Source organism: Rosettibacter firmus (genome assembly GCF_036860695.1).
Lineage (GTDB): Bacteria > Bacteroidota > Ignavibacteria > Ignavibacteriales > Melioribacteraceae > Rosettibacter > Rosettibacter firmus.
The window spans coordinates 125,003-150,078 of sequence record NZ_JAYKGJ010000003.1; the positions used below are offsets into that span (position 1 = coordinate 125,003).

Sequence of the window (25,076 nt, forward strand, 5' to 3'; positions counted from 1 at the left end):
TGAAAATTAATGTTGAAAATTAGATGTCTTTTAAAAATTCATCAAAGATAAATGAAGTATCAACTGGACCAGGAGTTGCTTCTGGATGAAATTGAACACTTCTGAATGGTAATCTCTCGTGAATCATTCCTTCATTAGAATAATCATTTAGGTTTTCGAACCATGGATACCAACCACGTGGTAATGTTTTTGTATCCACAGCAAATGAATGATTTTGAGAAGTTACATAACACTTATTCGAATTAACTTCTTTTACTGGTTGATTTTGACTTCGATGACCATATTTTAGTTTATATGTTTTGGCACCTGCAGCAAGAGCAAGTATTTGATGTCCCATACAAATTCCAAGTATGGGCACCTGTTTCTGAATTAATTTTTTAGTAGATGCAACTAATTGTTTATATACTACAGGATTACCAGGCCCATTAGAAATAACTACGCCATCATAATCTTCCTTTTCTACATCATAATCATAAGGGACTCGTATAACTGTTACATCTCTTTCTAAAATATTAGTTAAAATACTTTTTTTACATCCACAGTCAATTAATAAGATTCTTTTTTTGCCATTTCCATATTTAGTAACATTTGAAACTGTAACTTTCGAAATTAGATCATCTTTATCTGGATCGTAGTAGTCTACTTTTTCATTACCAACTTCAATTTTACCAAGCATGGTTCCATGTTCTCTTAAAATTTTTGTTAACATTCTTGTATCAATACCATATAAACCAGGAACATCAAATCGTTTTAACCAATCATTCAAACTTTCAACTGAATTCCAGTGGTTATAAGCTTCAGATTCTTCTGAAACTATTAAACCAGAAACCTGAACTCTTGATGATTCAAAATTTTGTGGAATATCATCACTATCCATTTGGGGAATTCCATAGTTCCCAATTAGAGGATACGTCATGACAAGGATTTGTCCTTTATAAGATGGGTCTGTTAGAGTTTCAGGATATCCAACCATTCCTGTATTAAAAACAACTTCGCCTGCTACAGATTTATGACTTCCAAAAATGTATCCTTCAAATGTTTTTCCATTTTTTAGTATTAGTTTTCCTTTTTGTTTTGTTACACTTTTTGGAATACTCAATTTTTACTCCTAATTCTTTAATAATATGGGAGGATTATCAATGGATGTCAAAACAAATTGTGCAAATATATAAAAATTTTATTTTGTACCAAATTGGTTATTATTTTTTCACAGAAGTATTTAAATAATTTTATCAAGAAGAATTTTGTTATTATCTTCCAGATCGAGCATGGCATTAATAAAGAAAATATATTTGAATTTTTTCAAGTCTTTTTCTTTTAGTTCATCTTCTTTTATAATTCCTTCATCTAAAAGTTTAGCACGCTTTGTACCTTTTAAAAGAGGGGTTGCAGGTGTTAGATATGAATTCCCATCACTTAAAACTATATTGGAAAATGAGCCATCTGTAATTAATCTATTTTTGATTATTATAATTTCATCTGCATTTGAATCTATTAACATTTTTGTCAATGCAGTTCTGTCTTCATACTTGTGTTCGTATTCAATATCATTGTTTTCCACAACTTTCACTTTATAAATTTCTTTTTTCTTATAAGGAATAAATTCTATTGATTCTATTTCTTTCGAATATATAACTCTACATTTATATAATTCGTTGCTTAAGTATGAAGGTATAATAATTTTATCTAATAAATTAATTTCATCATCGCAACCAAATAATATCTTTCTTGAATTATTCATTCTTCTGTTATGATATTCAATATTGAATAATTTTTTATCAAATATTTTTATTGTTTCAATTAATCGGCACATAAACTTTATCTATTAATTCTTGATATTCTAAATATGGATTACTCATAAATGTTATACCACCACCGCTTCTGTAAATAAATTCTCCATCTTTATTTTCTATAAAACGGATCATAACTGCACTTTCTAAGTCTATGCCATCAAATACTCCAAAAATTCCAGTGTAGTAACCACGTTCATCAATTTCAACATTATGAATTATTTCAACTGTCTTTCTTTTGGGAGCTCCGCTTATTGATCCAGCAGGCAAAAGTGTAAAAATAATTTCACCTATTTTTTCATTATAATTTTTTTCGAGTTCACCAACAATTTTTGAACTCACCTGCAGTAATGTTTTATCATTTGTAATTAATTTATCAATATATCTGAATTTTTCTACTCTTACATTTTTTGAAACCATACTTAAGTCATTCCTAATTAAATCTACTATAGTGTTATGTTCAGCAATTTCTTTTTCATCACTCAATAGAATTTGTTCTGCATCTGGAATAGATGCATCTATTGTTCCTTTCATTGGATACGATGAAATTAATCCATCTTTAATTGTTACAAATGTTTCTGGTGAAAAAACTACAAATTTATTTTTATATAACAATTTATACTTTGCATCGCTTAATAAATATATTTCATGGAGAGAAAGATTAGTTTTTATTCTGGTAGGCAAAGTTAGATTTATTAGATAAGTATTTCCTGCATAAATTTCATCGTAAACTTTTTCAAATATTTTTTTATAATCTGAAAATGAAATGGGATATTTCTCGAATTCTATTTTTTTGTTGAGATGATACTTTTTCTTTTTAGTGTTATTAATTTCAAATAGTATTCCTTCTTTCATTAAATCTGATTGTGGCAAGATAATAGGAGAATTCATATCAAAGTCTATAATAAATAAAAATGGGATACGATTTCTACCATAGTTATTCATTAATTCAATTGCAGAATATATTTTATTTTTATTAATCATTTCAATCATAACTAAAAATAGAATTGAGCTGGATTAAAATAATAAGACTAAAGTTTAATAAGCTTAACAATAAATTTACTTCTGTGAATTTAAAAGCTTATTGACAAAATCACTATCCCAGTATTCTTTTACAATACCATCTTTCAACCAGTAAATTCTTGGGGGATTGCTACCTATTAAATCGAAAAATTTATTAATATCAATTTGGTGATAGGGAAAGTCAAATCCAGTTAATGTTTTAAATGAATCCACAGAAATTTCACCTTCGGAAAATAAAAGTGCATAAATTTTGGATGAAATTTCTGGATTAGATTTTAGAGACACCAATTCTTTTGCTAATTGCTGACAATGATCACATTCGGTATTTAGTATAACAATAAACTTTTCTCCACTTGTTAAATCTACTCTACCTTTTCCTTCGAAATATGTAATATCCCCAAATGTAAAATTTTTATATGATTTAAAAGGTAAAACAATAAACATTATAGATGGAATTAAAAGAATGATAAGCAATGTAAGACGAAAATTATTTTTATTATTCGGATTTAATTTTATTAAAAAAAGTACGAGTGCTACTAAAATTACATTTTTAATTATCGATTCTAATGGCGACATTGGAATCACTTCTCCAAAGCAACCACAATTTTGATTATCTTTCAATACATAGCCTGAATAGAATAAATAAATTGTAAAAGCAATTAAAAAAATCATTGCTACTGGAATAGCTACTCTTTTCAATTCATAATTCAGTATAAACAAAATGCCAATAGAAAACTCAATACCGATTAATATGCGAACAACTATTGCCGCAATTTCTCTTGAAGGGAAAATTCCATGTTCAACTAATATTATTTCGACAATGCCAGGAGAAATAAATTTTGTGTAAGCAGATAGAATAAAAACAACTCCAATAAAAATTCTCAAAATATCTTTAATGATTTTCCCTTGATATTTTTTAAGAACGTTCACATTCATCATTTTACCTAAGAAGTTAATACGTTTTTCAATGCAGAAATAATATTTTCAACAGGAATTATTTCAATAGAATTTTTAAGGTTAATTGATTTATAGTTGTTCTCGGGAATGACAACTCCTTTAAATCCCAGTTTGGCAGCTTCCTGAATTCTTTTTTCGATGTTACTAACACTTCGAACTTCGCCACCTAAACCAACTTCGCCAATTACCACCAAATTACTTTTAGCAAGTCGATTTGTATAACTTGAAGCAATTGCACAGCAAACCGCAAGATCAACTGCAGGTTCATCAATCTTAATTCCGCCTGCTATATTCAAAAAAACATTTTGAGAAGATAGCTTTAAATTGGCTCTTTTTTCAAGTACTGCCAGTAGAATTGAAAGTCTACGATAATCAAATCCAGTTGCAACTCTTTGTGGATTACCATAAACAGAAGGCGTTATCAATGCCTGAACTTCGAGTAAAATTGGTCTTGTTCCTTCCATGCTCGAAGTAATAACAGAACCAGAAATTTCTTTTTCTCTTTCACTAAGAAATATTTCACTGGGATTTGTTACTTCATATAATCCATCTTCGTGCATTTCAAAAATGCCAATTTCATTTGTGCTACCAAATCTATTTTTATTAGAACGCAATATTCTATATGAATAACTTCGTTCACCTTCAAATTGTAAAACAACATCAACGATATGCTCCAATATTTTTGGTCCTGCAATCATTCCATCTTTTGTTATATGTCCTACGATTACAATAGCACATTTTTTCTTTTTAGCCAGTTGCATTAATTCTGCAGTACATTCTCTTATTTGTGTAATTGTTCCAGCGGTATTTTCTAAATCTGGTTTATAGATAGTTTGAATAGAATCAATTATAACTACTGCAGGTTCGTATTTTTCTATTGAATTAATAATTATATCAAGATCAGTTTCGGTAAGAATAAAAATATTTTCAGAAGAGATATTTAATCTTTTTGCACGCAAATTAATTTGACTTAATGATTCTTCTCCTGTTACATAAATTATTTTTCTATTAATCTTTGAAGCTGCCTGAAGCACAAGAGTAGATTTACCTATTCCAGGATCGCCGCCAATTAAAACAACAGAACCAGGCATTAATCCACCACCAAGCACTCTATCAAATTCCTCTATTCCTGATTTAATCCGATCTTCTTCAATTACTGTTGAATTTAATTTATCGAGTAAAATTTCAGGAATATTTTTGCGTAATCCTTTTTTCTTTTCTTCTACAAATTCTTCAATAAAAGTATTCCAGTTTTCACAGGATGGACATTTACCAAGCCATTTAATTGATTCATAGCCGCAATGTGTACAAACATATTTTATACTTGATTTACTCATTAATCAAAAAGCCTGTCCTTTTAATAAAATTTTCAATTACTTGATCTTTGCTATCAAGAAATTCCTGAGGTGTGCCAGTAAAATAAATTTTCCCTTCATGAATCATAGCAATTCTATCTGCAGTATTTTTAACACTAAACATATCATGAGTTACAATAATTGATGTAACATTTAATCTTTCGTTAAGTTCTTTGATTAACTCATCAATTGAATCAGACATAATTGGGTCGAGACCTGTAGTTGGTTCATCGTAAAGAATGTAATCGGGATTTGTAACCAGAGCACGAGCTAAAGCAACTCGTTTTTTCATTCCCCCAGATAATTCAGATGGTTTTAAATCAAGAATATTTCGTAGACCAACAAGTTCTAATTTTTCTTCAACAATTTTTTTTATCTCACCAATTGTGTAACCAAAATTATTTTCAATAAGTGGTAAACTAACATTTTCAAAAACTGTCATTGAATCAAATAAAGCAGCTCCCTGAAAGAGGAATCCAAATTTTTGTCTTATTTTATATAATTCCTTTTTACTTAATTGATATATTGATTTACCATCTATTATCACATCACCTTTTTCAGGGAATAATAATCCCACAATATGTTTTAGCAAAACACTTTTACCACATCCACTTTTTCCAATTATTGCCAGAGATTCTCCAGTATTAATATTCAAATCAATACCACGTAAAACATAATTATCACCAAAATTTTTGTGAATGTTTTTTATTTCTATCATTTGTTAATTAACTTTTATTTTTATTATGAAATATAAAAAAGATTAATCGAATATAATTAACAAATAAATTTATTCTGCTGAGTGTATAATTACTCTGATAAGTTAATGAATGTTGATGATGATACTTCTCTTTTACTTATATTATCTTTGATTGTAATTGTAATTGAATATTTCTCAGGAAGATAATTTTTCATATCAAGTTGTAAAATAATTTGAGGACTATCTTCCAGTGTTTTATAATTTGATGTAACAATTATTTCAGAATCATCATTTAATCCAAAAATGTTAGAAACAGCAGATGCAATTTTTTCAAAACCACTTTCAGATTTTTCTTTATACTTTTTAATTGATATTCTTTGTTCAAAATCGCAAATACCATTCTCATTTCTTCTGAGATTATAAATTTCGTAGTATAAATAAATTGAATCACTTCTTGAAAATTGATTTAATGGATCAGGAGTGAAATAAATATTTTTTCTTAAAATCCCCTTAATTTTTTCTTTAGATATTTTTTTTGATAGCAAAATGTCACTCAAACAAAGCTCTGTATTACTAAATCTTTTTATTTCAAAATCTTCACGATTCGAGTAAGTCCCATTATCACCTTCTCTTATAATTTCAAAGGAGATAAAACCTGAGTCAGGATAAGAAGAGACTGCCAAAGTATTTACATATTTATCTTTTTCATTTTTATTAATAATAATACTATCTATTTTTTTCAATTGCTCTTCATAATACTTATCAAAAAAGAAAATACCAATTTTATGTTTAATCTTTTCATTTGTATTAAACAGTGAATCAGGAACATCAATTAAATAATTAAAATACATATCCGTTTGATATAATTTCTTTTCACTTTTAAATTGAAGAACAGAATAATTTATATCAAAGTTTGGACCTTCGTATTTAGGTTCATAAAACGAATAACGAATCTTTCTTAATGTATTAATGTAATCCAATGTATTGCCAGAAAATTGTGAATGCACTTTATCCTTTTCGTTAGAAGGCCAACTAAATAAATAATTACCTGAAGATGCCATATCTGTAAATCCAAAACTCATATCTTCATAATCCCATATTTCTGTTTTCATCATAAAACCATTTTCTCCCATTGATGGTCGCAGGCGAATAAAATTTAATGGTTCTCCATATCGAAGAACAATTTCACCACGATTTGTTTTCCAGCCTATCAATCCTAACTTAGGTACACTAAAATGCAAATTGGAATATACCACTCGTGAATAATGTTCCAGTAGTCTTTCATTATAATCTGTCATATAAAGCGGATCCATCACTTTCCAGTATACATCAATAAATTTTTTTAATTCTATTTCACTTATCCTGTTAATTACATTTTGATATAATGGTTCAATCAAGAACTTAACTGTATTAAAAGTAAAATCTTCTTTTTCTTCTCGATTCATAAGAGCAATTGCTTTTCGATATTCATTATAACTCAAATTAAACTTTGAAGTTTTATAATAAAGAAGTCCAAGTAATAGATGAATATCTTTATCATCTTTCTTCAAATTTATAAGTCGAATTAGTAATGGAATTCCTTTTTCTGGTTTTCCAGCATTTTCATAAAGTAAACTTAATTTAAAGTTTGCTTCGTAATTAGTCGAATCTAACTTTAATGCTTTTAGATAATAATTTTCTGCTTCATAAAAATCCTTATTAGCATAATCCTGCAAACTTGCATAAAATTCATCACTTAACTTTCTGACTGAATTATTATACTCATTAAATTCCAGACTTTTTAATTCAGCCAGACTTAGATAGGTAGGAATATGTGTGCTATCAATTTCAAGAATTTTCTGGAATTCTCTTATAGCACTAATCTTAGCAAAGTCTTTCATTAATGTAGCATAAGCAAATCGATAATTAATATTATGAGGTTCTAATAATGTAGCTTTCTTAAAATATTCATAAGCTAAATTTCTGAAATTATAAGTGTTTCTTTTTAGATTAATATTTCCTAATTGATAATAAGAATCTGCATCATTGTATTTTCTGATGGATTCCAAGAAAAACTTTTCTGCTAATAAAGTATCTTTATTCTCAAGTGCTTTTTTACCTTTAATATTGAGTTCAGTAATATTTTTATAATGTTCTGAATATACATTTTGGATCATTAAACAAAGAATGAACAATATAAGATTAAATGTAAAACTTATATTTTTTGTTATTATAATCATATGACAAAATAGAGTTCTACAAAAACATAATAACAGAAAAATGTAAAATCAATTGAAGCTTTTTTCTCTACAGAAAATTTGTCACACAACCTTAAAAAAACTAAATTAATATCAGAAACAAAAGTAACTTTTTTATATGCCATACAAATTTATTGAACATACAGCCGATGTAGCAGTCGAGGTTGAAGGCTCGACACTCGAAGAACTTTTTATTTCAGCTTTTTCTGCGTGGAAAGAGATTGTTATGGGAACCAATTCTCAATCCAGAGAACAATCGAAAAAATTTCTCTTCTCATCAAAAACCTTAGAAGAACTCCTGATTGAATTTTTAAGTGAATTAAATTATCAACTTTATACCAAGAAATGGATTATAAATTTTATAAATAAAATTTTAATTCATAAGGTTAATGAAAATTATCATCTGGATGTTGAAGTATTTGGAGAATCTATCAAAAAAAAGGATTATGTAATTAAAGAAGAAATAAAAGCTGTAACTTTTCATAAAATGAAAATTGAAGAAAAAAACGGGAACTTTTCTACGATAATTGTATTTGATATTTAAAAGGAAAGATAAGGAGGAGCTATGGAAATAAATGGTATTAAATTAGAAAAGATAAGTGATTATCTCTGGGAAATACCAGTACAGGGTGGAATGATAGTTCCCGGAAGAATTTATGCTTCAAAAAAAATGCTTGAAGAATCAATAAAAAATGATGAAGCATTAAAGCAGGTAATAAATGTAGCTCATCTACCAGGTATTCAAATGTTTAGTTTGGCAATGCCAGATATTCACTGGGGTTATGGTTTTCCTATCGGTGGAGTAGCAGCAACCGATTTAGATGAAGGTGTTATTTCACCTGGAGGAGTTGGTTATGATATTAATTGTGGAATTCGTCTTGCTCGTACTTCATTAAATTATGAAACTGTAAAAAATAAATTACAAAAGTTAATAGAAGTACTTTTTAATAACATTCCCACTGGAGTTGGAGCAAGCGGTGCAATAAAAAAATTATCACCATCGGAAGTAAAAAGAATTTTAAAGATTGGAGCCGAATGGGCAATTGAAAATGGTTTTGGTACTCAAGAAGATTTAATCTTTACAGAAGAAAATGGAAAACTCAAAGATGCCAATCCTGAATCTGTAAGTGAAAAAGCAATTGAAAGAGGATTAGACCAGGCAGGAACTCTTGGCTCTGGAAATCATTTTCTTGAAGTTGATGTTGTAGAAGAAATTTTCGATGAAGAAGTAGCAAAAGTATTTGGATTATTTAAAGGTCAAATAGTTATTCTCATCCATTCTGGTTCTCGTGGTTTGGGTTATCAAATTTGTGATGATTATTTAAAACTGCTTGTTCAATCAGAAAAAAAATTTGGCTTTAAACTCCCAGATAAACAGCTTGCTTGTGCTCCTATTAAATCTCAAGAAGGACAGGATTATTTAAGTGCAATGAGATGTGCAGCAAATTTTGCATGGAATAATAGACAAATTATAATGCACCTGGCTAAAAAAAGTTTTAAAGAAACTTTTTCTATTTCAGATGCCGAACTTGATTTCCATTTAATTTATGATGTTAGCCATAACATTGCAAAAATAGAAGAACATAAAATCACCGACTCGAATGGAAAAACAATAACAAAAAAAGTGTGTGTTCATCGAAAAGGAGCTACAAGAGCATATCCTGCTGGTAGTTTATTAATTCCAGAAAAATATCGAAGTGTTGGTCAACCAGTTTTAATTCCAGGTGATATGGGAAGATATTCTTATATAACAGTTGGAAAAGAAAGATCGATGGATGAGACTTTTGGTAGTTCATGCCATGGAGCTGGCAGAGTTCAAAGTCGTCATCAAGCAATGAAATCTGCAAAAGGAAAAGATTTAATTAAAGAATTAGCAGATAGTGGCATTATAATTCAGGCTAAGGGTTATAAAACAATTGCAGAAGAAATGCCACAAGCCTACAAAGATGTTTCTGATGTTGTAGATGTGATGCACAATGCAGGCATAAGTACTAAAGTTGCTAAACTAAAACCTGTTGGAGTAATTAAAGGTTAATAATTTTCTTATTGATTTATAAGAAAAATACAACAATAAACATTCGCTTTTAGATTTTAAAATATCTTTTTAATTTAGCAAGTAACTTATTAAATGCTTCTGCTCTGTGACTAATTTTATTTTTTTCTTCTAAACTTAATTCTGCTATAGTTTTATCATAACCATCAGGGACAAAGATTGGATCATAACCAAAACCATTATTGCCTCTTTGTTCTTTAATAATCTTTCCTTTAAGTTCTCCAACCGTTTCGATTATATTTTTACCATCATAAAAAACAGCTGTACAAACAAACTTAGCTTTGTGTGGTTCAGGAAATTCTTTTAGTTCATTTATTACTTTTATGTTATTATCTTCAAAAGTACATTTTTCTCCTGCATATCTTGCCGAATAAACACCAGGTCTTCCATCAAGTTGTTCTACTATAAGTCCTGAATCGTCAGCTATAACAGGTTCTTTATAATAATCATAAATTGTTTTTGCTTTTATAACAGCATTTTCACTAAATGTTGAACCTGTTTCATCAATTTCAATATTATTTCCTAAATCGTATAAAGAAATGATTTCGAAGTTAGAATTTTCAAATATTGATTTAACTTCTCGAACTTTACCAGTATTTTGACTTGCAAAAATTATTTTCATTTTTTCTCCGCAACTTTCTCTTCAAAAATTTCATCCATCTTTTCAATTGCATATCTTAAATGAGGAATTACTATTGAACCACCAACAATTAAAGCAATATTAAAAGATTCATAGAGTTCCTCTCGCGTTGCCCCTTCCTCTATAGATCTATCAATATGATAAAGTATACAATCATTACATCTTAGAACCATTGAAGCTACAAGTCCCATAAGTTCTTTTACTTTTGCAGGTAAAGCTCCATTAATATAGGCTTTTGTATCAAGAGCAAAAAACTTTTTAAAGTCTTCAAATCCTGAATTTAATATTCTTTCGTTCATTTCTGCTCTATACTTTTTGAATTCTTTTATAGTTGTTTTCATAATTTTACCTATTATTTATTTCTCATTAATTCTTTTTTTAAAAATTTTCCTGTTATACTTAATTTATTTTCTGCTATTTGTTCTGGTGTTCCTTCGGCAATAATCTCGCCTCCATGTTCACCACCACCAGGTCCAAGATCAATTATATAATCTGCAACCTTTATTACATCAAGATTATGCTCTATAACAATTACTGTATTCCCTTTATCGACAAGTTGATTTAAAACCTTTAGTAAAATACTTACATCTTCAAAATGCAAACCAGTAGTAGGTTCATCAAGAACGTATAATGTTTTGCCTGTGCTTACTTTACTTAGTTCGGTTGCTAATTTTACTCTCTGTGCTTCACCACCAGAAAGTGTTGTAGCCTGTTGACCTAATTTCATATAGCCCAGACCAACATCGTACAAAGCTTTTATTTTACGATGAAGTACAGGATGATCTTCAAAAAATTTCAATGCTTCTTCGACTGTCATTTCCAAAACATCTGATATTGATTTAGTTTTGTAAAGTATTTCAAGAGTTTCGCGATTATATCTTTTTCCACCACAAGCTTCGCAGGTAACATATACATCGGGTAAAAAATTCATTTCGATTTTTTTCAAACCATCTCCACCACATTCATCACAGCGTCCACCACTTACATTAAAACTAAATCTTCCTGCTGTATATCCTCTCATTTTAGATTCTGGGAGCTGTGCAAATAAATCTCTTATGTGTGTAAATACTCCAGTATAAGTTGCAGGATTTGAGCGAGGTGTTCTTCCAATAGGACTCTGATCAATTTCTATAATCTTATCAATATTCTCTAATCCCCGTATCTCTTTATATGGGAGAGGAACTACTTGAGAGTTATAAATCTTTTTGAAAAGAATTTTTACCAATGTTTCGTTAATTAATGAAGATTTTCCTGAACCACTAACTCCTGTTATAGTAACAAATGTTCCCAGTGGAATTTTAAGATTCACATTCTTCAGGTTATTCCCCGATGCTCCTATTAATTCAATAAATTTTCCATTACCTTTTCTTCTTTCTTTAGGAATTTCTATTCGTTTTTGATTCTTAAGATACTGTGCAGTAAGAGAATTTTTTCCATCAGGAGATTTTAATATTTCTTCTGTTCTTCCGTATAGACACACTTTTCCACCATGTTCACCAGCATACGGACCTAAATCGATGATATAATCAGAGTTTTCAATTGTTTCTCTATCGTGTTCAACAACTATAACAGTATTACCAAGATCGCGAAGGTTTTTTAATGAATTTATTAACTTAATATTATCCGATTGATGTAAGCCAATACTTGGCTCATCAAGTACATAAAGAACTCCTGAAAGTTGAGAACCGATTTGAGTAGCCAATCTAATTCGTTGAGCTTCGCCACCAGATAATGTTCTTGCAGAACGACCAAGTGTTAAATAGTCAAGTCCTACATTTATTAAAAACTCAAGTCTTGTTTTAATTTCTTTTATAATTTGTTTAGCAATTAGTTCTTCTCTCTCACTTAATTTAAGTTCTTTGAAAAACTTGAGTGCTTTTTCAATTGAAAGTGAAGTAACTTCAGCTATATTTAATCCATTTATTTTTACAGAAAGAGATTCTTTTTTTAATCGTCCCCCATTACATGTTGAACATGTCAATGTATTCATATAAGATTCTGCCCATTCTCGTACTTTATTCGAAGTTGTATTTTCGTAATAATGTTTAATGTAATTTATCACACCACTAAACTTGTGCATATATGTAACTTCTCTTCCACCGCCATAAACATATGTGAATGGGATTTTTTCTTTCGTACCATTAAGTATAATATTTATCTGTTCTTCTGTTAATTCTGAAAGAGGTGTATTAAAAGAAAATCCATAATAGTTTGCAATACCTTTTAGTTGATCAAAAATCCAGATAGAGCGTGGTTTGCCAAGAGGTGCAAGAGCTCCTTCATTAATTGATTTATTCCAGTCTGGAACAATTAAATTAACATCAAGTTCTTTCTTTTCTCCCAGACCATCACAATCTGGACAAGACCCATATGGTGAATTAAACGAGAAGGAATTTGGTGCTAATTCCTGAAAACTAATTCCACATTGTGGACATGCAAAATTTCTGCTGAACCAGAAATCTTCTTTACCATCATTAACTATGATGTTACCATTACCATAATTTAATGCAACTTCAACAGATTGCCTGATTCTGTATCTTGAATTTTGAACTACCTGTAATCTATCAACTACAATTTCAATATCATGAACTTTATATCTCTCAACCTTAAAATCATCTATTAATTCATAAACATTTCCATCAACTCTTACTCTTAAAAAGCCATCTCTTATAATTTCTTGAAAAAGTTCACGGTAGTGCCCCTTTCTTCCTCTTACAACTGGGGCGAGAATTAAGATTTTCTTTTCATTAAAATTATTAAGTATTGTATCTATTATTTGATCGGATGATTGTTTTTCTACTGCTCTACCACAATTATAACAATATACTTTTCCAATTCTTGCATAAAGTAAACGAAGGTAATCATAAATTTCTGTAACAGTACCAACAGTTGATCTTGGATTTGCTGTAGAAGATTTCTGTTCAATCGAAATTGTAGGACTTAAGCCTTCAATTAAATCTACATCAGGTTTTTCGAGTACATCAAGAAACTGACGTGCATATAAAGACAATGATTCTATATAACGACGCTGACCTTCGGCATAAATTGTATCAAAGGCTAATGATGATTTACCAGAGCCAGAAAGTCCTGTAATAACAACTAAAGAATCCCTTGGTATTTCCAAATCTATATTTTTGAGATTATGTTCTCTTGCCCCTTTGATTATTATTTTATTCAATGGTTGCATTTGTATAATTTTGTATAAGTTCAACCTGTTATTTTAGATAATAGAAGAACCAAAATCAATGCTAATAAATAAATTTAAAAATGAATTATCCTAACCAGATAAAAACAATTTCTTCAGCTACAGAATTTAAATTAAAAGAAAAAAGTTCACTTTTTATTGGCATGGCTTTTCCAGTTTCAAGCGAACTTGAAGCAACTGAAAAATTAAATGAAGTAAGAAAAAAATATTTCGATGCAACACACAATTGTTATGCGTTTAAAATTGTTAACGGATTAATAAAATATTCAGACGATGGAGAACCAAATGGAACAGCAGGCATCAGAATCTTAAATGCTATTAATCACTTTGATTTCAATAATGTACTTGTAATAGTCACAAGATATTTTGGTGGTATAAAATTAGGAGTTGGTCCCTTAGGGAAAGCTTATTATGATACAGCTTATGAATGTCTAAATAAATCGGAGGTAATCCTAAAGAAACTTTATAATAAAATTGTATTGACATATCAATTCGAACTATCAAATTTTGTTCATAGAACAATTTCTAAATACAACGCGCTAATCGAAAAAAATTTATTTGAAGAGGAACCACAAATTATCTGTATGGTCCCATCAGAAGTAAAAAACAAATTTATTGAAGAATTAACAATTAACTCTCAACATCATATAAAAATTCAAGACTGCGATTTATTAATGTATAAATAAAGATTCAAACCAATTAAAAATTGACAAAATATATCTATTTAATTAATTTGAATAAAGACATAAAACTCTTTTAATAATTTTACGAAAATAATAAAGGTAACATTATGATTTATACAAAAACTGGAGAATACGCCATTAGAGCAATTTTATATTTAGCACGTCAACCTAAAGATAAATTAATAATGTCTTCGGAAATTGCAAAAAGCGAAGATATTCCTGCACATTACCTTGCTAAAATTTTACAAAGAATGGCAAAATATGGCTATGTAGATTCGTTTAAAGGGAGAGGTGGTGGATTTAGAATAACTGAGCTTGCAAAGAAAAGCTCTATACTTGAAATTGTCGAAAGAGTTGAGGGTCCTGTTATTAATCTTAAATGTGTTACTGGCTTAAAAGAATGTTCTGATGAAAATCCATGTCCACTTCATGATGAATGGGCAGATTTAAGAAACAGAATTTATAATTTGATTTCGAGTAAGTCTGTTCAGGAAGTTGCAGAAAAATATGCTGAAACTCTAAGCAAACATAGTTAAGAATTTATACGGGTTGTTTAAAGAAACAGAAATTGCTTTAGACAACCCTTTATTTATTATCATTAAAATAGTACTTCAAATAAACCAGATCGCTACACAAATCATTTAATGCATTCATGCTTTGAAATGTAAGCTGGAAAAATTTTTCTTTATAAATAGTTTTTAGAAATTGATATGAATCCTCAAGCAGTTCTTCTAATATATTTTTAATTTTACTAATGGATACAATGAATTCATTCTGCAATGTTGATAAATATTTATCGTCAATAGTATTATCCCTGCTCCGAATAATCTTTAAAATACCTTGCGAATATTTTGCTTGAAATGCAAGTTCTTGAAGTTTATCCATTTTACCTGAACTAAATGCAAGCTCAATTATGCGGGTCAAATCTTCTTTATTTTTTAATTTACCTTTAGCTAAATCCTCAACCGCATTAGAAATTTTTTCGGCTTCTAATTTATAGTCCATTAAATTTTTACTCCTAATCCAATCCCATCACCAATTGGCAAAATAGTTTTTTGTAAAGAAGTTTGACTCATAAATAGCTTATTAAAATCCCTGATAATTTTTGTAGAATTTTTATATTCATCTGGCACTTTTGAAGAAGCAGTATATCCATGCCATAGTAAATTGTCAATAAAAATAACTCCTCTTTTTTTAAGAAGAATAAGGGAATAATAAAATAATTTTTCGTAGTCCTGTTTATCTGCATCTAAAAATATTAAATCATACTTTTTTGTTAAAGTTGGTAAAATATCAAGTGCATTTCCTTCAATTAAATTAATTTTCGATTCGAGTTTTGATCTTCTGATATAATCAGTTGCAAGTGCAATGTTATCCAGACTTTTTTCTATTGTATCGATCGAAGCTTTCTTTTTCAAATTTTTTGCAATGCGAATTGTTGAATAGCCAATAGCAGTTCCAATTTCAAGAACTCTTTTAGGCTTTTGAATTAATATCAATTGTTCTAAAAAATCAGCGGCAATTTTATCGAGTATAGGAATTTTATTCTCCTCAGCAAATTTTTCCATCTCTTCAATTAATGGATCATTTTCATTTCTTAACGATTCAATATACTTTAATTGATTTTCGTAAATGATTTTATTCATAAAATTATTTTATTAAAGTCATCTTTTTAGAAAAATATTTCCCATTAATTTTAAGTACATAAAAATAATGTCCACTTGAAACATTCATACCCGAATCATTGTCACCTTTCCAGTATAAAACATTTCTACCTATTTGAGAATTCCCAGAAAAAATAGTTTTAATTTTTTGTCCCAGCAAATCATATACACTCAATTCAGCATAGGAATTATCTACAGAATAGAATTCAATTCTTGTAGAACCATTAAATGGATTGGGATAATTATTGTACAGGTAATAATCAAAAATAATTTCTTTTTTAAAGTCAGTTGTATCTTCAACACTATAGACATTATAATGAATCAACATAGAACCATAATAGAATTCGTATAAGCCTGATTGCGGATCTCTTACTTCTCCAGATTCATTTTTATAGGAAAAGTAAAAAGAAATTTTTTGTCCATACCTAAGATTAGGTATATTAAAACTATATTTTAATTTTCCATCATAATTCAATGTGTATGAATAATAGTTACTATTATCAATTTTATAATTAATATAAACTGGTTCTGATTTTATTTGCGTAGAATCAATAAAAATTTTATAAAGAATAAATTGATTATTAATTTTCTCAAGATTCGGGAATGAAATTGCTCTTCGAGCAGAAATTAAACCATAACCTCTATGATTATCTGGACTATTAGCATTATCTCCACTTTCCAAAATAATCTGACGTATTTGATAGTTGTTTAAATGCGGATAAGCAGACTTAAGCAAAGCTGCAATACCTGCTGCAATTGGTGTTGCATATGAAGTTCCGCTTCCATAAGCATATCCTCCATCAGCAAGTGCAAAATAAACTCTTGAACCCTGAGCAACAATATCGGGTTTAATTCTCCCATCGGCTGTTGGTCCCCTGCTACTAAAAGAAGTTACTAAATTATTAGTATCAACTGCACCTACAGCTATCATATTAAAAGCATCGGCAGGAGATACAATTTTACCATATTTATTATCACCGTATTTTGCACCCCAATCTGAATTACCTTCATTCCCAGCTGCAGTAAATGTAGAAACTCCTCTTTCAAAAGCAAGATTTGCTGCTTGAGCAACAATTGTTGTTTTACCATTCATATCTAAAAATGTATAAGAATTTTCGCCTGCATCAAAAGTGTTATATCCAATAGAACTACTGGTAATATCAACTCCTTGAGCTTCCATCCATTCAAGAGCTGCTGCATAATTATCTTCTTCTATATGAGTTTCTGTAGGCACATATTCTGTTTTTGCAAGAAGAAAAGATGCACCATATGCTGGACCTATCAAATTACCTTCGTCATACCCTGCAATTATTGATAAAACCGCTGTACCATGCTTATCTTGATTTGGGGAATCACCTTTTGATGTATCATTTGCTGTAGAATTATCGTTTTGAATAAAATCTTTTTCTCCTATTACAGTAATATTCCTAAATGCTGGATGATTTTTCCATCTAAATCCAGTATCAAGTAAACCAATTAACACACCACTTCCATTAATCCCTAAATCATGGACAGCAGGTATTTCAGAAAGTAAATTTTGCTTTTGAGAATATCCATATTTCAAAGAATAATCAGTTTTTCTAAGATCAACCACTGAATAATTTTCATATAAATCTACTGGTTTAATGCTTACTATTGATTTTACTTTTTCAATACTTTTAACAAATGGTAACTTTTTTATGCTTATTATATGTTCTTCATTTAAATAACACGATACTGCATTAAACCATTTTAATTTGTGTATAATTTTTACTCCAAGCTTTTCAATCTGTTGAATATATTCTTCGTTGACTGGAATATCTTCAATTGTTATGTAATTGTTGCCTAAAACTTTTTTTCTTCGTTCAATTGCTTTTGTTGAAAGTTCTTTTTCTGCCTGTATAAATACTTGTGAATTTTTTTTAAGAAGTTGTGATTCCGAGAACCCCTTATCCTTAAAATAAATAAAGTACTTATTTTGAGCGGGCACAGAGATAAAAAAAATAATAAAGAATATTATTGAATAAGAAATTTTCATATTTAAGTTAATGCATATAAAAAGTATTTTTATTTAATGAACACACAAATAATTAATGAACTAACTTGGCAATTCGATTTAAGCGAACAGAACCCAGTAGTTTAAAGAAATCTGAAAATGGAATGCTTGGATCCCATGACCAGTAAATTAAAAATGCCTGTCCAACAATTTTATCGCGAGGAACAAATCCCCAGAATCTGCTATCTGCACTATCATCACGATTATCACCCATCATGAAATAATAATCTTTTTTTAATGTATAAGATTTAACAGGTTTCCCTTCAATATAAACTTGATCTCCTTCTACTGTAACAACTCTTCTACCATATTCTCTATCGATAATTGTTCTCCATTGTTCAACAGTTTCTAAGTTCAAAGGTATAACATCCCCTTTTTTAGGGACAACTATTGGTCCATAATTATCTTCATTGAAATTAGAACCTTTAGGAAAAATTCTTGGATTAGGAACTCCTTTAGGAGTAACATAAGGATTTAAATATTGAATATGAGGAGGAATCCAGGCTTCTTTGCCATTTACAAAAACAACTTTGTCAATAATTTCAATTGTATCACCAGGAATTCCGATACATCTTTTTACATAATTATTAACTTCAGCAGGTTCTAATTCATCTCTATCACCAGGATATTCAAACACAACAATGTCTCCGCGTCTTGGTTCTCTTAAAGCAGGAAGTTGAAAATAAGGGAGTTTAATATTTGTAAAAGGAATTATTCTTGGAGATGTTGAGCCATATATAAATTTATTAACAAATAAAAAATCGCCAACTAAAATAGTTTTTTCCATCGACCCCGTTGGTACTCGTGAGGTCTCAATTAAAAAAGTTTTTATAAGTAAAGCTGCAATAGCAGCAAAAAACAAATTTTTAATAAACTCTAAAAACTTTTGCAAAGGAGTTTTCTGTAATGTTTTTAATTTTTCTTTTTTTTCCGAAGTCATAATTATTCACTGTATTGTTATAAAATATTAATCTTCTATTTGAAGTACTGCAAGAAATGCTTCTTGTGGAATTTCAACATTACCAACCTGTTTCATTCTTTTCTTTCCTTCTTTTTGTTTCTCAAGTAATTTTCGTTTACGGGTTACATCACCGCCATAGCATTTTGCAAGTACATTTTTTCTTAAAGGTTTTATATTGGTTCTTGATATAACTTTACTTCCAATTGCTGCTTGAATGGCAATCTCAAACATTTGACGTGGAATCAGTTCTTTAAGTTTCGAACAAACTTTTAATCCCCAGTTATAAGCTTTTTTTTCATGTACAATTATAGAAAGAGCATCAACTTTTTCGCCATTTAGCAAAATATCCAGCTTTACAAGATCAGAAGGTCTATAGCCAATAAATTCATAATCAAAAGAAGCATAGCCACGTGAAATAGATTTTAATTTATCATAAAAATCAAAAATTATTTCTGAAAGAGGAAATTCAAAAGATAAATCTGCTCTTGTTGGGTCAATGTATGTAGTATTTAAATACACACCTCTTTTTTCAATTGCAAGTTGCATTAAGTTCCCAATATATTCACTGGGAGTAACAATCTGTGCTCTTACATAAGGTTCTTCGATATGATCTATTTCTCCTTGAGGGGGCATATCAGCAGGATTATCAACAATTACTTTTTCACCATTTCTTTTATAAACCCAGTATTCAACATTTGGCAATGTTGTAACAATTGATTGATTAAATTCTCTCTCCAATCTTTCCTGAACAATTTCCATGTGTAGCATTCCAAGGAAACCACATCTAAATCCAAAACCAAGTGCAGCAGAATTTTCAGGAGTAAAAACTATTGATGAATCGTTCAAGCGGTACTTTTCAAGTGCATCGCGTAAATTTTCATAATCATCAGAATTTGTAGGATATAAACCACTAAATACCATTGGTTTAATTTCTTTATAGCCTGGTAAAGGTTTTTCTGCTCCATTTTTTGCATGTGTAACTGTATCACCTACTTTTGTATCACGTAACTCTTTTACGCCAGCAATTAAATATCCCACATTTCCAGCTACCAGCTCTCCTGTTCTAATTCTATTGAGTCTAAGAATTCCTACTTCTTCTGCAATATACTTTTTTCCGCTTGCAAAAAAAGTAATTTCATCTCGTTCCTTTATAACTCCATTAAATACTCTTATGTATGCAACTGCTCCACGGTATGAATCAAAAACAGAATCAAATATTAATGCCTGTAAAGGAGCATCTTCTGATCCACTTGGTGGAGGAATTCTTTGAACAATCGCTTCCAAAATTTTATCGATGCCAATTCTTGTTTTCGCACTTGCCAATATAATTTCGTCCTCTTTACAACCAATCAAGTCAATAATTTGCTGTTTTACGGTATCAACCATTGCGCTTGGTAAATCAATCTTATTAATCACTGGAATAATTTCCAGACCAGCATCTATAGCCATATAAAGATTAGATATAGTTTGAGCTTCTACTCCCTGTGCGGCATCTACTACAAGAATTGCACCTTCGCATGCAGCAAGAGAACGCGATACTTCATAAGAAAAATCAACATGCCCGGGAGTATCTATTAAATTTAAAATGTAAGTCTGACCGTCTTTAGCAGAATATTCCATCTGAATTGCGTGGGATTTAATTGTAATGCCACGCTCTCTTTCGAGATCAAGGCTATCAAGAAGTTGCTCTTTTGCTTCTCTTTCAGATACTGTATGAGTAAATTCTAATAAGCCATCTGCTAAAGTCGATTTGCCGTGATCTATGTGAGCTATAATGCAGAAATTGCGAATGTTTTGCATACTCTTAAATAATTTAGTGGCAAATATATAAATAAGGTTAAGGATTTACAATTTACTATAAAATCCATGAAGTTCTCAATAAATCTTTTCTTGAAAAATTCATAATCATATTTTGTTTTGCTAATTTTGTATGAAAAATCTAAAGTGGAAATGAAAAAATTATTACTCATAGTTTTATTTATTGGTACAATAATAAATGCTCAAAAAATAAATTTTGCTCTAATATCAACCGCTTCAATTGAAAAGACAGGAAATTATTCACAATTAGACTCGACAATTTCCAGAATTAATCAAATAGATAATCTTGCCTTTGTTATAATATGCGGTAATTTAACTTCATCTGGTTCAGAAAAAGAATTTGTGATTTTAAAATCTTCATTGAATAAACTTAATAAACCTTATTTTTTACTTCCCACCACAAATGATTTTTTAGACGCCAATGGATGGGTTTATTTTAATGAATTTTACGATAAAAAATTTTCAATCAGAAATGGAAATAAAGTTATAATTGGTTTGAGTCCTTCGATTCCTTTTACAAAAATTAATCACTATACAGTTGAAGATATAAACTGGCTTTATGAAACTCTCGATACATTAAAATTAAGTGATGAAATATTTTTCATATCACCACTTCAAATTGATTTATACGTAGATAACTGGAAAAGCTTATTATACACTTTATCAACAAAAAATATTAAGTTAATAATTAATGCAAATAGCAATAAAACAGAATTAAGAACTTTGTCTGGTTATTCAGTATTCGACATTCAATTTAATAATCAACCAAGCAATAAAATTCTTGATTTAATAATAACAGAAATATCAAACGATTCTGTAAAAATTTACAACAACGATAAAATTCTTGCAGTAAACGACAAAACAATTGACATCTCAAAAGATAAATTATCAAAGGATGAACTCAAATCTTTTGAAAGTGATATCCAGTTGAATATAAACTTAAATACTACATTATTAACTTCGTGCAACTGGTGGAATCAAAAAATTTATACTGCCGATTATTCTGGTTTAATTAGTTGCATAGATACTACAGGAAAAGTTCGATGGGAATTTGATGCAAATGGAAATATTATTGGTAGTCCCTTAATTGCTGATAGAATGTTTGTTGTATCCACTTTTCAAGGTGATTTAATTACATTAAGTGCAATATCAGGAGAACAAATACAATCCATTGGTTTTGAAGATTACATAACAACAGATTTGCTTTCAATTGAATATAAAGGTGATAAAGAATTAATGATTCCAAAACTCACATCATCAAACACTGCTATAGTCTTTGGTACGGCGAGTGGAAAAATTTATTGTTACGATTTAGAAACTCTTCAGGAATACTGGGTAAATGACTATTGCAAAAATATGATAACTTCCAAGCTTCTATATGTAGATAATAAAATTTTCTATACAAGTACAGATGGTTATCTTTATTGCATTGATGCAAGAAGTGGAATAACCATCTGGAGATGGAAAGAAAAAGTTAATACAGATCTTTCTTACTCACAAATTTTAAGTGATGGGAAACGATTATTTGTTGTTTCAAAAGATGGAATTTTATATGCAATTAACCTTTTACTTGGAAAACTCGAATGGAAAATCGAAAATTCAAACATTCTGCAGAATATTGGAATATCTGAAAACAAAAAATTTATTTACGCAATAAGTTCAAATAAAGAATTCATCATCATTTCTATTCAGAAACAGAAAATTGAAAATAAAATTAAAATTGACTCATCGTTTTTGTATACTTTTTCAACACCATTTCAATCTGGTAACAATATCCTATGGTGCGATAGTGGATTTGTAAATTATCTGAATACAAAATATGAAAACAAAAAGATTTTGTTTTTAGGATATGCACCTGTTCATCCAATTATTCAAATATCGCAAAACAAATTTCTTGCATCTAATATCGATGGAACAATAACAATTTTTAAGTTGAGGTAAAATGAAAAATTTTGATGGAATAATTTTCGACATAGATGGAACTTTAGCATCAACTCACGAATTAGTTTTTGAAAGTTTTAATTATGTCATTAATAAATATTACAATAAAAAATTAACAACTGATGAAATCATAGCACTCTTTGGTCCAACTGAAGATGTAATTCTTAAAGAATGGATGAAAGAACATTATGAAAATGCCAGAAAAGACTATTACGAATTTTATGAATCTCAGCACAATGAAATGGCAAATATTTTCCCTGGTCTCGAAGAAGTAATAAAAATTATCAAGTCCAAAAGAATCCCGCTTGGAATTTTCACTGGCAAAGGGAGAGATACATCTATAATTACACTTAAAGCAATAAAACTTTATGATTACTTCGATTTAATTATTACAGGTGACGATGTTAAAGAACACAAACCATCTCCAGAAGGAATTAATAAATTTTTATCTGCATTTAATTTAAAACCTGAAAGAACATTAATGGTAGGAGATACTCCAACTGATATAATTGCATCAAGGGGAGCAGGAGTTAAATGTGCTCTTGTGCTCTGGGATGATTTCTCAAGAAGTAGATACTCAAATTCAGAAACTGATTTTATATTCTACTCTGTTGAAGAATTTAAAGAATTCATAATTAATAACATCTAAAAAACTTATTTACTTAAACTCAACGGATATATAAAAGAAATTCTTGGTTCAACCTTTTTTTGAGTTTTATATCCAACTATGTTGTCAGTTTTATCTCTCACTGGTGTATATGTCCAGTAATAAATCATTGAAAAGAGCAAATATTTATTAATTTTATAGCCAGTCTCAACAAAAAGAAAAGAACGATCATCCATTTTGAAAATATCTCTAAAGTTTTTAATACTTACTTTATCGTATCCAGCACGAAACATATATGGAAAATTTTCTGGATTTACAACAGTCCATATATGCATAATTCCACTGTTTGATTGTCTATCTAATTTTTGAAAACTTCCTATTATATTAAAATTACCTAATAAACTAATCAACATTTCACCGAAATAACCATTTCCTTCGTTTGCTATTTTCAATTTTTGAATCTTACTTATAACATTATTACTTTTATAATCTATTTTGAATCTTTCAATTTCATACAACGAGTTAAAATAAGAAGGTAAATATTGTTCGTTATTAAATCTTCTTTCGAATCTAAATTTCATTGTTAGTAAATTAATTCCATTGAAATCTATTATTGTACCTAATGCAGAACCACTACCAAATTTTATAATCTTGGCATAATCATAATAAATATCCAGATTAAAAATTTTTGTTCGCAATAGTGGTAATCCAACATCCAAACCAACTATCGTTATATTCCCTTCATCCTCTAATGGCAGAAATGTATTGTTTACAGGATTATATTCTCCCGAAATAATTCCACTTTTATCATCTGCATCTGTTGATAAAGTTGTACCAATTTCTAATTTACCAAGAACTGGAATAGAAGATAAATCAGTAAATTGCATTGGTCTAACATAGCTTCTAATACCTATTAATCCAGACTTACCAAAATTACCATAAATGGTTTCAAAACCAAACTTATCGAAATCCATATCGAACTCCATTCCAATTTTTCTGGCATCGAAAGTTGGACTATTGTTATAAAGATAAATTATGCTGCCGTGACCTAATGTTGCATAATCGAGTGCACCAATTCTAAAGTATAATGGATCGTGTTTATAACCATATCTCACATAACGAATGATACTCAAATAATCAGTAAACTCATTAAAATTTTCTGTACGAATTTTTCCTGATGATGTAAATTCAAGATTCAGGTCTAAACCAATTCCAATCTTAGAAAACTGAAACTCTGGATAAAAGCGAAAAGCATAGTGTGGTTGTCCATTAATCCAGGTTAATCCAAAGCCTCCACCAAATAATAATTCGTTTTGATTAATCTGTCCATATTGTGCAAAAGATATTTTTGTTAATAATATGAAAAGAAATTGTAGAAGTAATTTTTTGTTATTCATTTTTCTAATTTAA

Annotated in this window: 22 protein-coding genes; 6 read left to right on the forward strand and 16 right to left on the reverse strand. The window is 29.3% G+C overall.

Going from position 1 to position 25,076, the window contains the following annotated elements; translation table 11 throughout:
• Positions 1-19 precede the first annotated feature (19 nt).
• From carA to VJY38_RS10940, 7 genes are all read right to left on the reverse strand, one after another.
• Positions 20-1,099, reverse strand: a complete 1,080-nt coding sequence (gene carA, locus VJY38_RS10910; RefSeq protein WP_353680739.1) for a glutamine-hydrolyzing carbamoyl-phosphate synthase small subunit — start codon at positions 1,097-1,099, stop codon at positions 20-22.
• Between the two features lie 120 nt (positions 1,100-1,219).
• Positions 1,220-1,813, reverse strand: a complete 594-nt coding sequence (locus VJY38_RS10915; protein WP_353680740.1) for an aminotransferase class IV — start codon at positions 1,811-1,813, stop codon at positions 1,220-1,222.
• Entirely contained in the window at positions 1,797-2,774 is a 978-nt protein-coding gene (locus tag VJY38_RS10920; protein WP_353680741.1) for an aminodeoxychorismate synthase component I, read from the reverse strand. Before VJY38_RS10920 ends, VJY38_RS10915 begins: the two co-directional genes overlap by 17 nt.
• Positions 2,775-2,849: 75 nt before the next feature.
• Complete coding sequence (locus tag VJY38_RS10925; RefSeq protein ID WP_353680742.1) at positions 2,850-3,752, reverse strand: DoxX family protein; 903 nt, start codon at positions 3,750-3,752, stop codon at positions 2,850-2,852.
• A 5-nt stretch (positions 3,753-3,757) separates the two neighbouring features.
• Complete coding sequence (gene radA, locus VJY38_RS10930; protein ID WP_353680743.1) at positions 3,758-5,107, reverse strand: DNA repair protein RadA; 1,350 nt, start codon at positions 5,105-5,107, stop codon at positions 3,758-3,760.
• A complete protein-coding gene (locus VJY38_RS10935; RefSeq protein ID WP_353680744.1) occupies positions 5,100-5,843 on the reverse strand; it encodes an ABC transporter ATP-binding protein in 744 nt (247 codons plus the stop codon). The genes radA and VJY38_RS10935 overlap by 8 nt, the downstream gene beginning before the upstream one ends.
• Positions 5,844-5,932: 89 nt before the next feature.
• A complete protein-coding gene (locus VJY38_RS10940) occupies positions 5,933-7,978 on the reverse strand; it encodes a GWxTD domain-containing protein (RefSeq protein WP_353680745.1) in 2,046 nt (681 codons plus the stop codon).
• Between the two features lie 199 nt (positions 7,979-8,177).
• On the opposite strand from VJY38_RS10940, the gene VJY38_RS10945 reads away from it, so the two are divergent.
• Positions 8,178-8,603, forward strand: a complete 426-nt coding sequence (locus tag VJY38_RS10945; protein ID WP_353680746.1) for an archease — start codon at positions 8,178-8,180, stop codon at positions 8,601-8,603.
• Positions 8,604-8,624: 21 nt separating this feature from the next.
• A complete protein-coding gene (locus VJY38_RS10950; protein ID WP_353680747.1) occupies positions 8,625-10,094 on the forward strand; it encodes an RtcB family protein in 1,470 nt (489 codons plus the stop codon).
• A 49-nt stretch (positions 10,095-10,143) separates the two neighbouring features.
• On the opposite strand, the gene rdgB is transcribed toward VJY38_RS10950, so the two are convergent.
• Genes rdgB through uvrA form a run of 3 tightly spaced genes read right to left on the reverse strand, consistent with a single transcriptional unit; the run spans position 10,144 to position 13,939 of the window.
• On the reverse strand, positions 10,144-10,734 hold the full coding sequence (gene rdgB, locus VJY38_RS10955; RefSeq protein ID WP_353680748.1) for an RdgB/HAM1 family non-canonical purine NTP pyrophosphatase: 591 nt from the start codon (positions 10,732-10,734) through the stop codon (positions 10,144-10,146).
• Complete coding sequence (locus tag VJY38_RS10960; protein ID WP_353680749.1) at positions 10,731-11,093, reverse strand: carboxymuconolactone decarboxylase family protein; 363 nt, start codon at positions 11,091-11,093, stop codon at positions 10,731-10,733. Before VJY38_RS10960 ends, rdgB begins: the two co-directional genes overlap by 4 nt.
• 11 nt (positions 11,094-11,104) lie before the next feature.
• Entirely contained in the window at positions 11,105-13,939 is a 2,835-nt protein-coding gene (uvrA, locus tag VJY38_RS10965; RefSeq protein WP_353680750.1) for an excinuclease ABC subunit UvrA, read from the reverse strand.
• Positions 13,940-14,019: 80 nt separating this feature from the next.
• On the opposite strand from uvrA, the gene VJY38_RS10970 reads away from it, so the two are divergent.
• Positions 14,020-14,643, forward strand: coding sequence for an IMPACT family protein (locus tag VJY38_RS10970; protein ID WP_353680751.1), 624 nt, complete (start codon positions 14,020-14,022; stop codon positions 14,641-14,643).
• Between the two features lie 104 nt (positions 14,644-14,747).
• Positions 14,748-15,176 carry an RrF2 family transcriptional regulator gene (locus tag VJY38_RS10975; protein ID WP_353680752.1) on the forward strand — a complete coding sequence of 143 codons (429 nt, stop codon included), beginning with the start codon at positions 14,748-14,750 and terminating at the stop codon, positions 15,174-15,176.
• Positions 15,177-15,225: 49 nt separating this feature from the next.
• Here VJY38_RS10975 and VJY38_RS10980 read toward each other — a convergent pair whose 3' ends face one another.
• Genes VJY38_RS10980 through lepA form a run of 5 tightly spaced genes read right to left on the reverse strand, consistent with a single transcriptional unit; the run spans position 15,226 to position 21,100 of the window.
• Complete coding sequence (locus VJY38_RS10980) at positions 15,226-15,645, reverse strand: hypothetical protein (RefSeq protein WP_353680753.1); 420 nt, start codon at positions 15,643-15,645, stop codon at positions 15,226-15,228.
• Positions 15,645-16,286, reverse strand: a complete 642-nt coding sequence (locus VJY38_RS10985; protein WP_353680754.1) for an O-methyltransferase — start codon at positions 16,284-16,286, stop codon at positions 15,645-15,647. The genes VJY38_RS10980 and VJY38_RS10985 overlap by 1 nt, the downstream gene beginning before the upstream one ends.
• Before the next feature lie 4 nt (positions 16,287-16,290).
• Positions 16,291-18,321: a S8 family serine peptidase gene (locus tag VJY38_RS10990; protein WP_353680755.1), complete on the reverse strand. Its 2,031-nt coding sequence runs from the start codon at positions 18,319-18,321 to the stop codon at positions 16,291-16,293.
• 52 nt (positions 18,322-18,373) lie between these two features.
• Positions 18,374-19,279, reverse strand: coding sequence for a signal peptidase I (gene lepB, locus VJY38_RS10995; RefSeq protein ID WP_353680756.1), 906 nt, complete (start codon positions 19,277-19,279; stop codon positions 18,374-18,376).
• 27 nt (positions 19,280-19,306) lie between these two features.
• Entirely contained in the window at positions 19,307-21,100 is a 1,794-nt protein-coding gene (lepA, locus tag VJY38_RS11000; protein WP_353680757.1) for a translation elongation factor 4, read from the reverse strand.
• Between the two features lie 150 nt (positions 21,101-21,250).
• Here lepA and VJY38_RS11005 point away from each other — a divergent pair, with 150 nt between their 5' ends.
• Both VJY38_RS11005 and VJY38_RS11010 read left to right on the forward strand, forming a co-directional pair.
• A complete protein-coding gene (locus VJY38_RS11005) occupies positions 21,251-23,059 on the forward strand; it encodes an outer membrane protein assembly factor BamB family protein (protein WP_353680758.1) in 1,809 nt (602 codons plus the stop codon).
• A 1-nt stretch (position 23,060) separates the two neighbouring features.
• Positions 23,061-23,708, forward strand: a complete 648-nt coding sequence (locus VJY38_RS11010; protein ID WP_353680759.1) for an HAD family hydrolase — start codon at positions 23,061-23,063, stop codon at positions 23,706-23,708.
• Positions 23,709-23,713: 5 nt separating this feature from the next.
• Here the strand turns inward: VJY38_RS11010 and VJY38_RS11015 are convergent, their stop codons facing one another.
• Positions 23,714-25,063: a hypothetical protein gene (locus VJY38_RS11015; RefSeq protein WP_353680760.1), complete on the reverse strand. Its 1,350-nt coding sequence runs from the start codon at positions 25,061-25,063 to the stop codon at positions 23,714-23,716.
• Positions 25,064-25,076: the final 13 nt, after the last annotated feature.

Excerpts from the sequence above, each read along its gene's own strand:
- VJY38_RS10915 (WP_353680740.1), bottom strand. The coding sequence starts at position 1,813 with ATGTGCCGATTAATTGAAACAATAAAAATATTTGATAAAAAATTATTC.
- VJY38_RS10920 (WP_353680741.1), bottom strand. The coding sequence starts at position 2,774 with ATGATTAATAAAAATAAAATATATTCTGCAATTGAATTAATGAATAAC.
- VJY38_RS10925 (WP_353680742.1), bottom strand. The coding sequence starts at position 3,752 with ATGATGAATGTGAACGTTCTTAAAAAATATCAAGGGAAAATCATTAAA.
- radA (WP_353680743.1), bottom strand. The coding sequence starts at position 5,107 with ATGAGTAAATCAAGTATAAAATATGTTTGTACACATTGCGGCTATGAA.
- VJY38_RS10935 (WP_353680744.1), bottom strand. The coding sequence starts at position 5,843 with ATGATAGAAATAAAAAACATTCACAAAAATTTTGGTGATAATTATGTT.
- VJY38_RS10940 (WP_353680745.1), bottom strand. The coding sequence starts at position 7,978 with ATGATCCAAAATGTATATTCAGAACATTATAAAAATATTACTGAACTC.
- VJY38_RS10945 (WP_353680746.1), top strand. The coding sequence starts at position 8,178 with ATGCCATACAAATTTATTGAACATACAGCCGATGTAGCAGTCGAGGTT.
- VJY38_RS10950 (WP_353680747.1), top strand. The coding sequence starts at position 8,625 with ATGGAAATAAATGGTATTAAATTAGAAAAGATAAGTGATTATCTCTGG.
- rdgB (WP_353680748.1), bottom strand. The coding sequence starts at position 10,734 with ATGAAAATAATTTTTGCAAGTCAAAATACTGGTAAAGTTCGAGAAGTT.
- VJY38_RS10960 (WP_353680749.1), bottom strand. The coding sequence starts at position 11,093 with ATGAAAACAACTATAAAAGAATTCAAAAAGTATAGAGCAGAAATGAAC.
- uvrA (WP_353680750.1), bottom strand. The coding sequence starts at position 13,939 with ATGCAACCATTGAATAAAATAATAATCAAAGGGGCAAGAGAACATAAT.
- VJY38_RS10970 (WP_353680751.1), top strand. The coding sequence starts at position 14,020 with ATGAATTATCCTAACCAGATAAAAACAATTTCTTCAGCTACAGAATTT.
- VJY38_RS10975 (WP_353680752.1), top strand. The coding sequence starts at position 14,748 with ATGATTTATACAAAAACTGGAGAATACGCCATTAGAGCAATTTTATAT.
- VJY38_RS10980 (WP_353680753.1), bottom strand. The coding sequence starts at position 15,645 with ATGGACTATAAATTAGAAGCCGAAAAAATTTCTAATGCGGTTGAGGAT.
- VJY38_RS10985 (WP_353680754.1), bottom strand. The coding sequence starts at position 16,286 with ATGAATAAAATCATTTACGAAAATCAATTAAAGTATATTGAATCGTTA.
- VJY38_RS10990 (WP_353680755.1), bottom strand. The coding sequence starts at position 18,321 with ATGAAAATTTCTTATTCAATAATATTCTTTATTATTTTTTTTATCTCT.
- lepB (WP_353680756.1), bottom strand. The coding sequence starts at position 19,279 with ATGACTTCGGAAAAAAAAGAAAAATTAAAAACATTACAGAAAACTCCT.
- lepA (WP_353680757.1), bottom strand. The coding sequence starts at position 21,100 with ATGCAAAACATTCGCAATTTCTGCATTATAGCTCACATAGATCACGGC.
- VJY38_RS11005 (WP_353680758.1), top strand. The coding sequence starts at position 21,251 with ATGAAAAAATTATTACTCATAGTTTTATTTATTGGTACAATAATAAAT.
- VJY38_RS11010 (WP_353680759.1), top strand. The coding sequence starts at position 23,061 with ATGAAAAATTTTGATGGAATAATTTTCGACATAGATGGAACTTTAGCA.
- VJY38_RS11015 (WP_353680760.1), bottom strand. The coding sequence starts at position 25,063 with ATGAATAACAAAAAATTACTTCTACAATTTCTTTTCATATTATTAACA.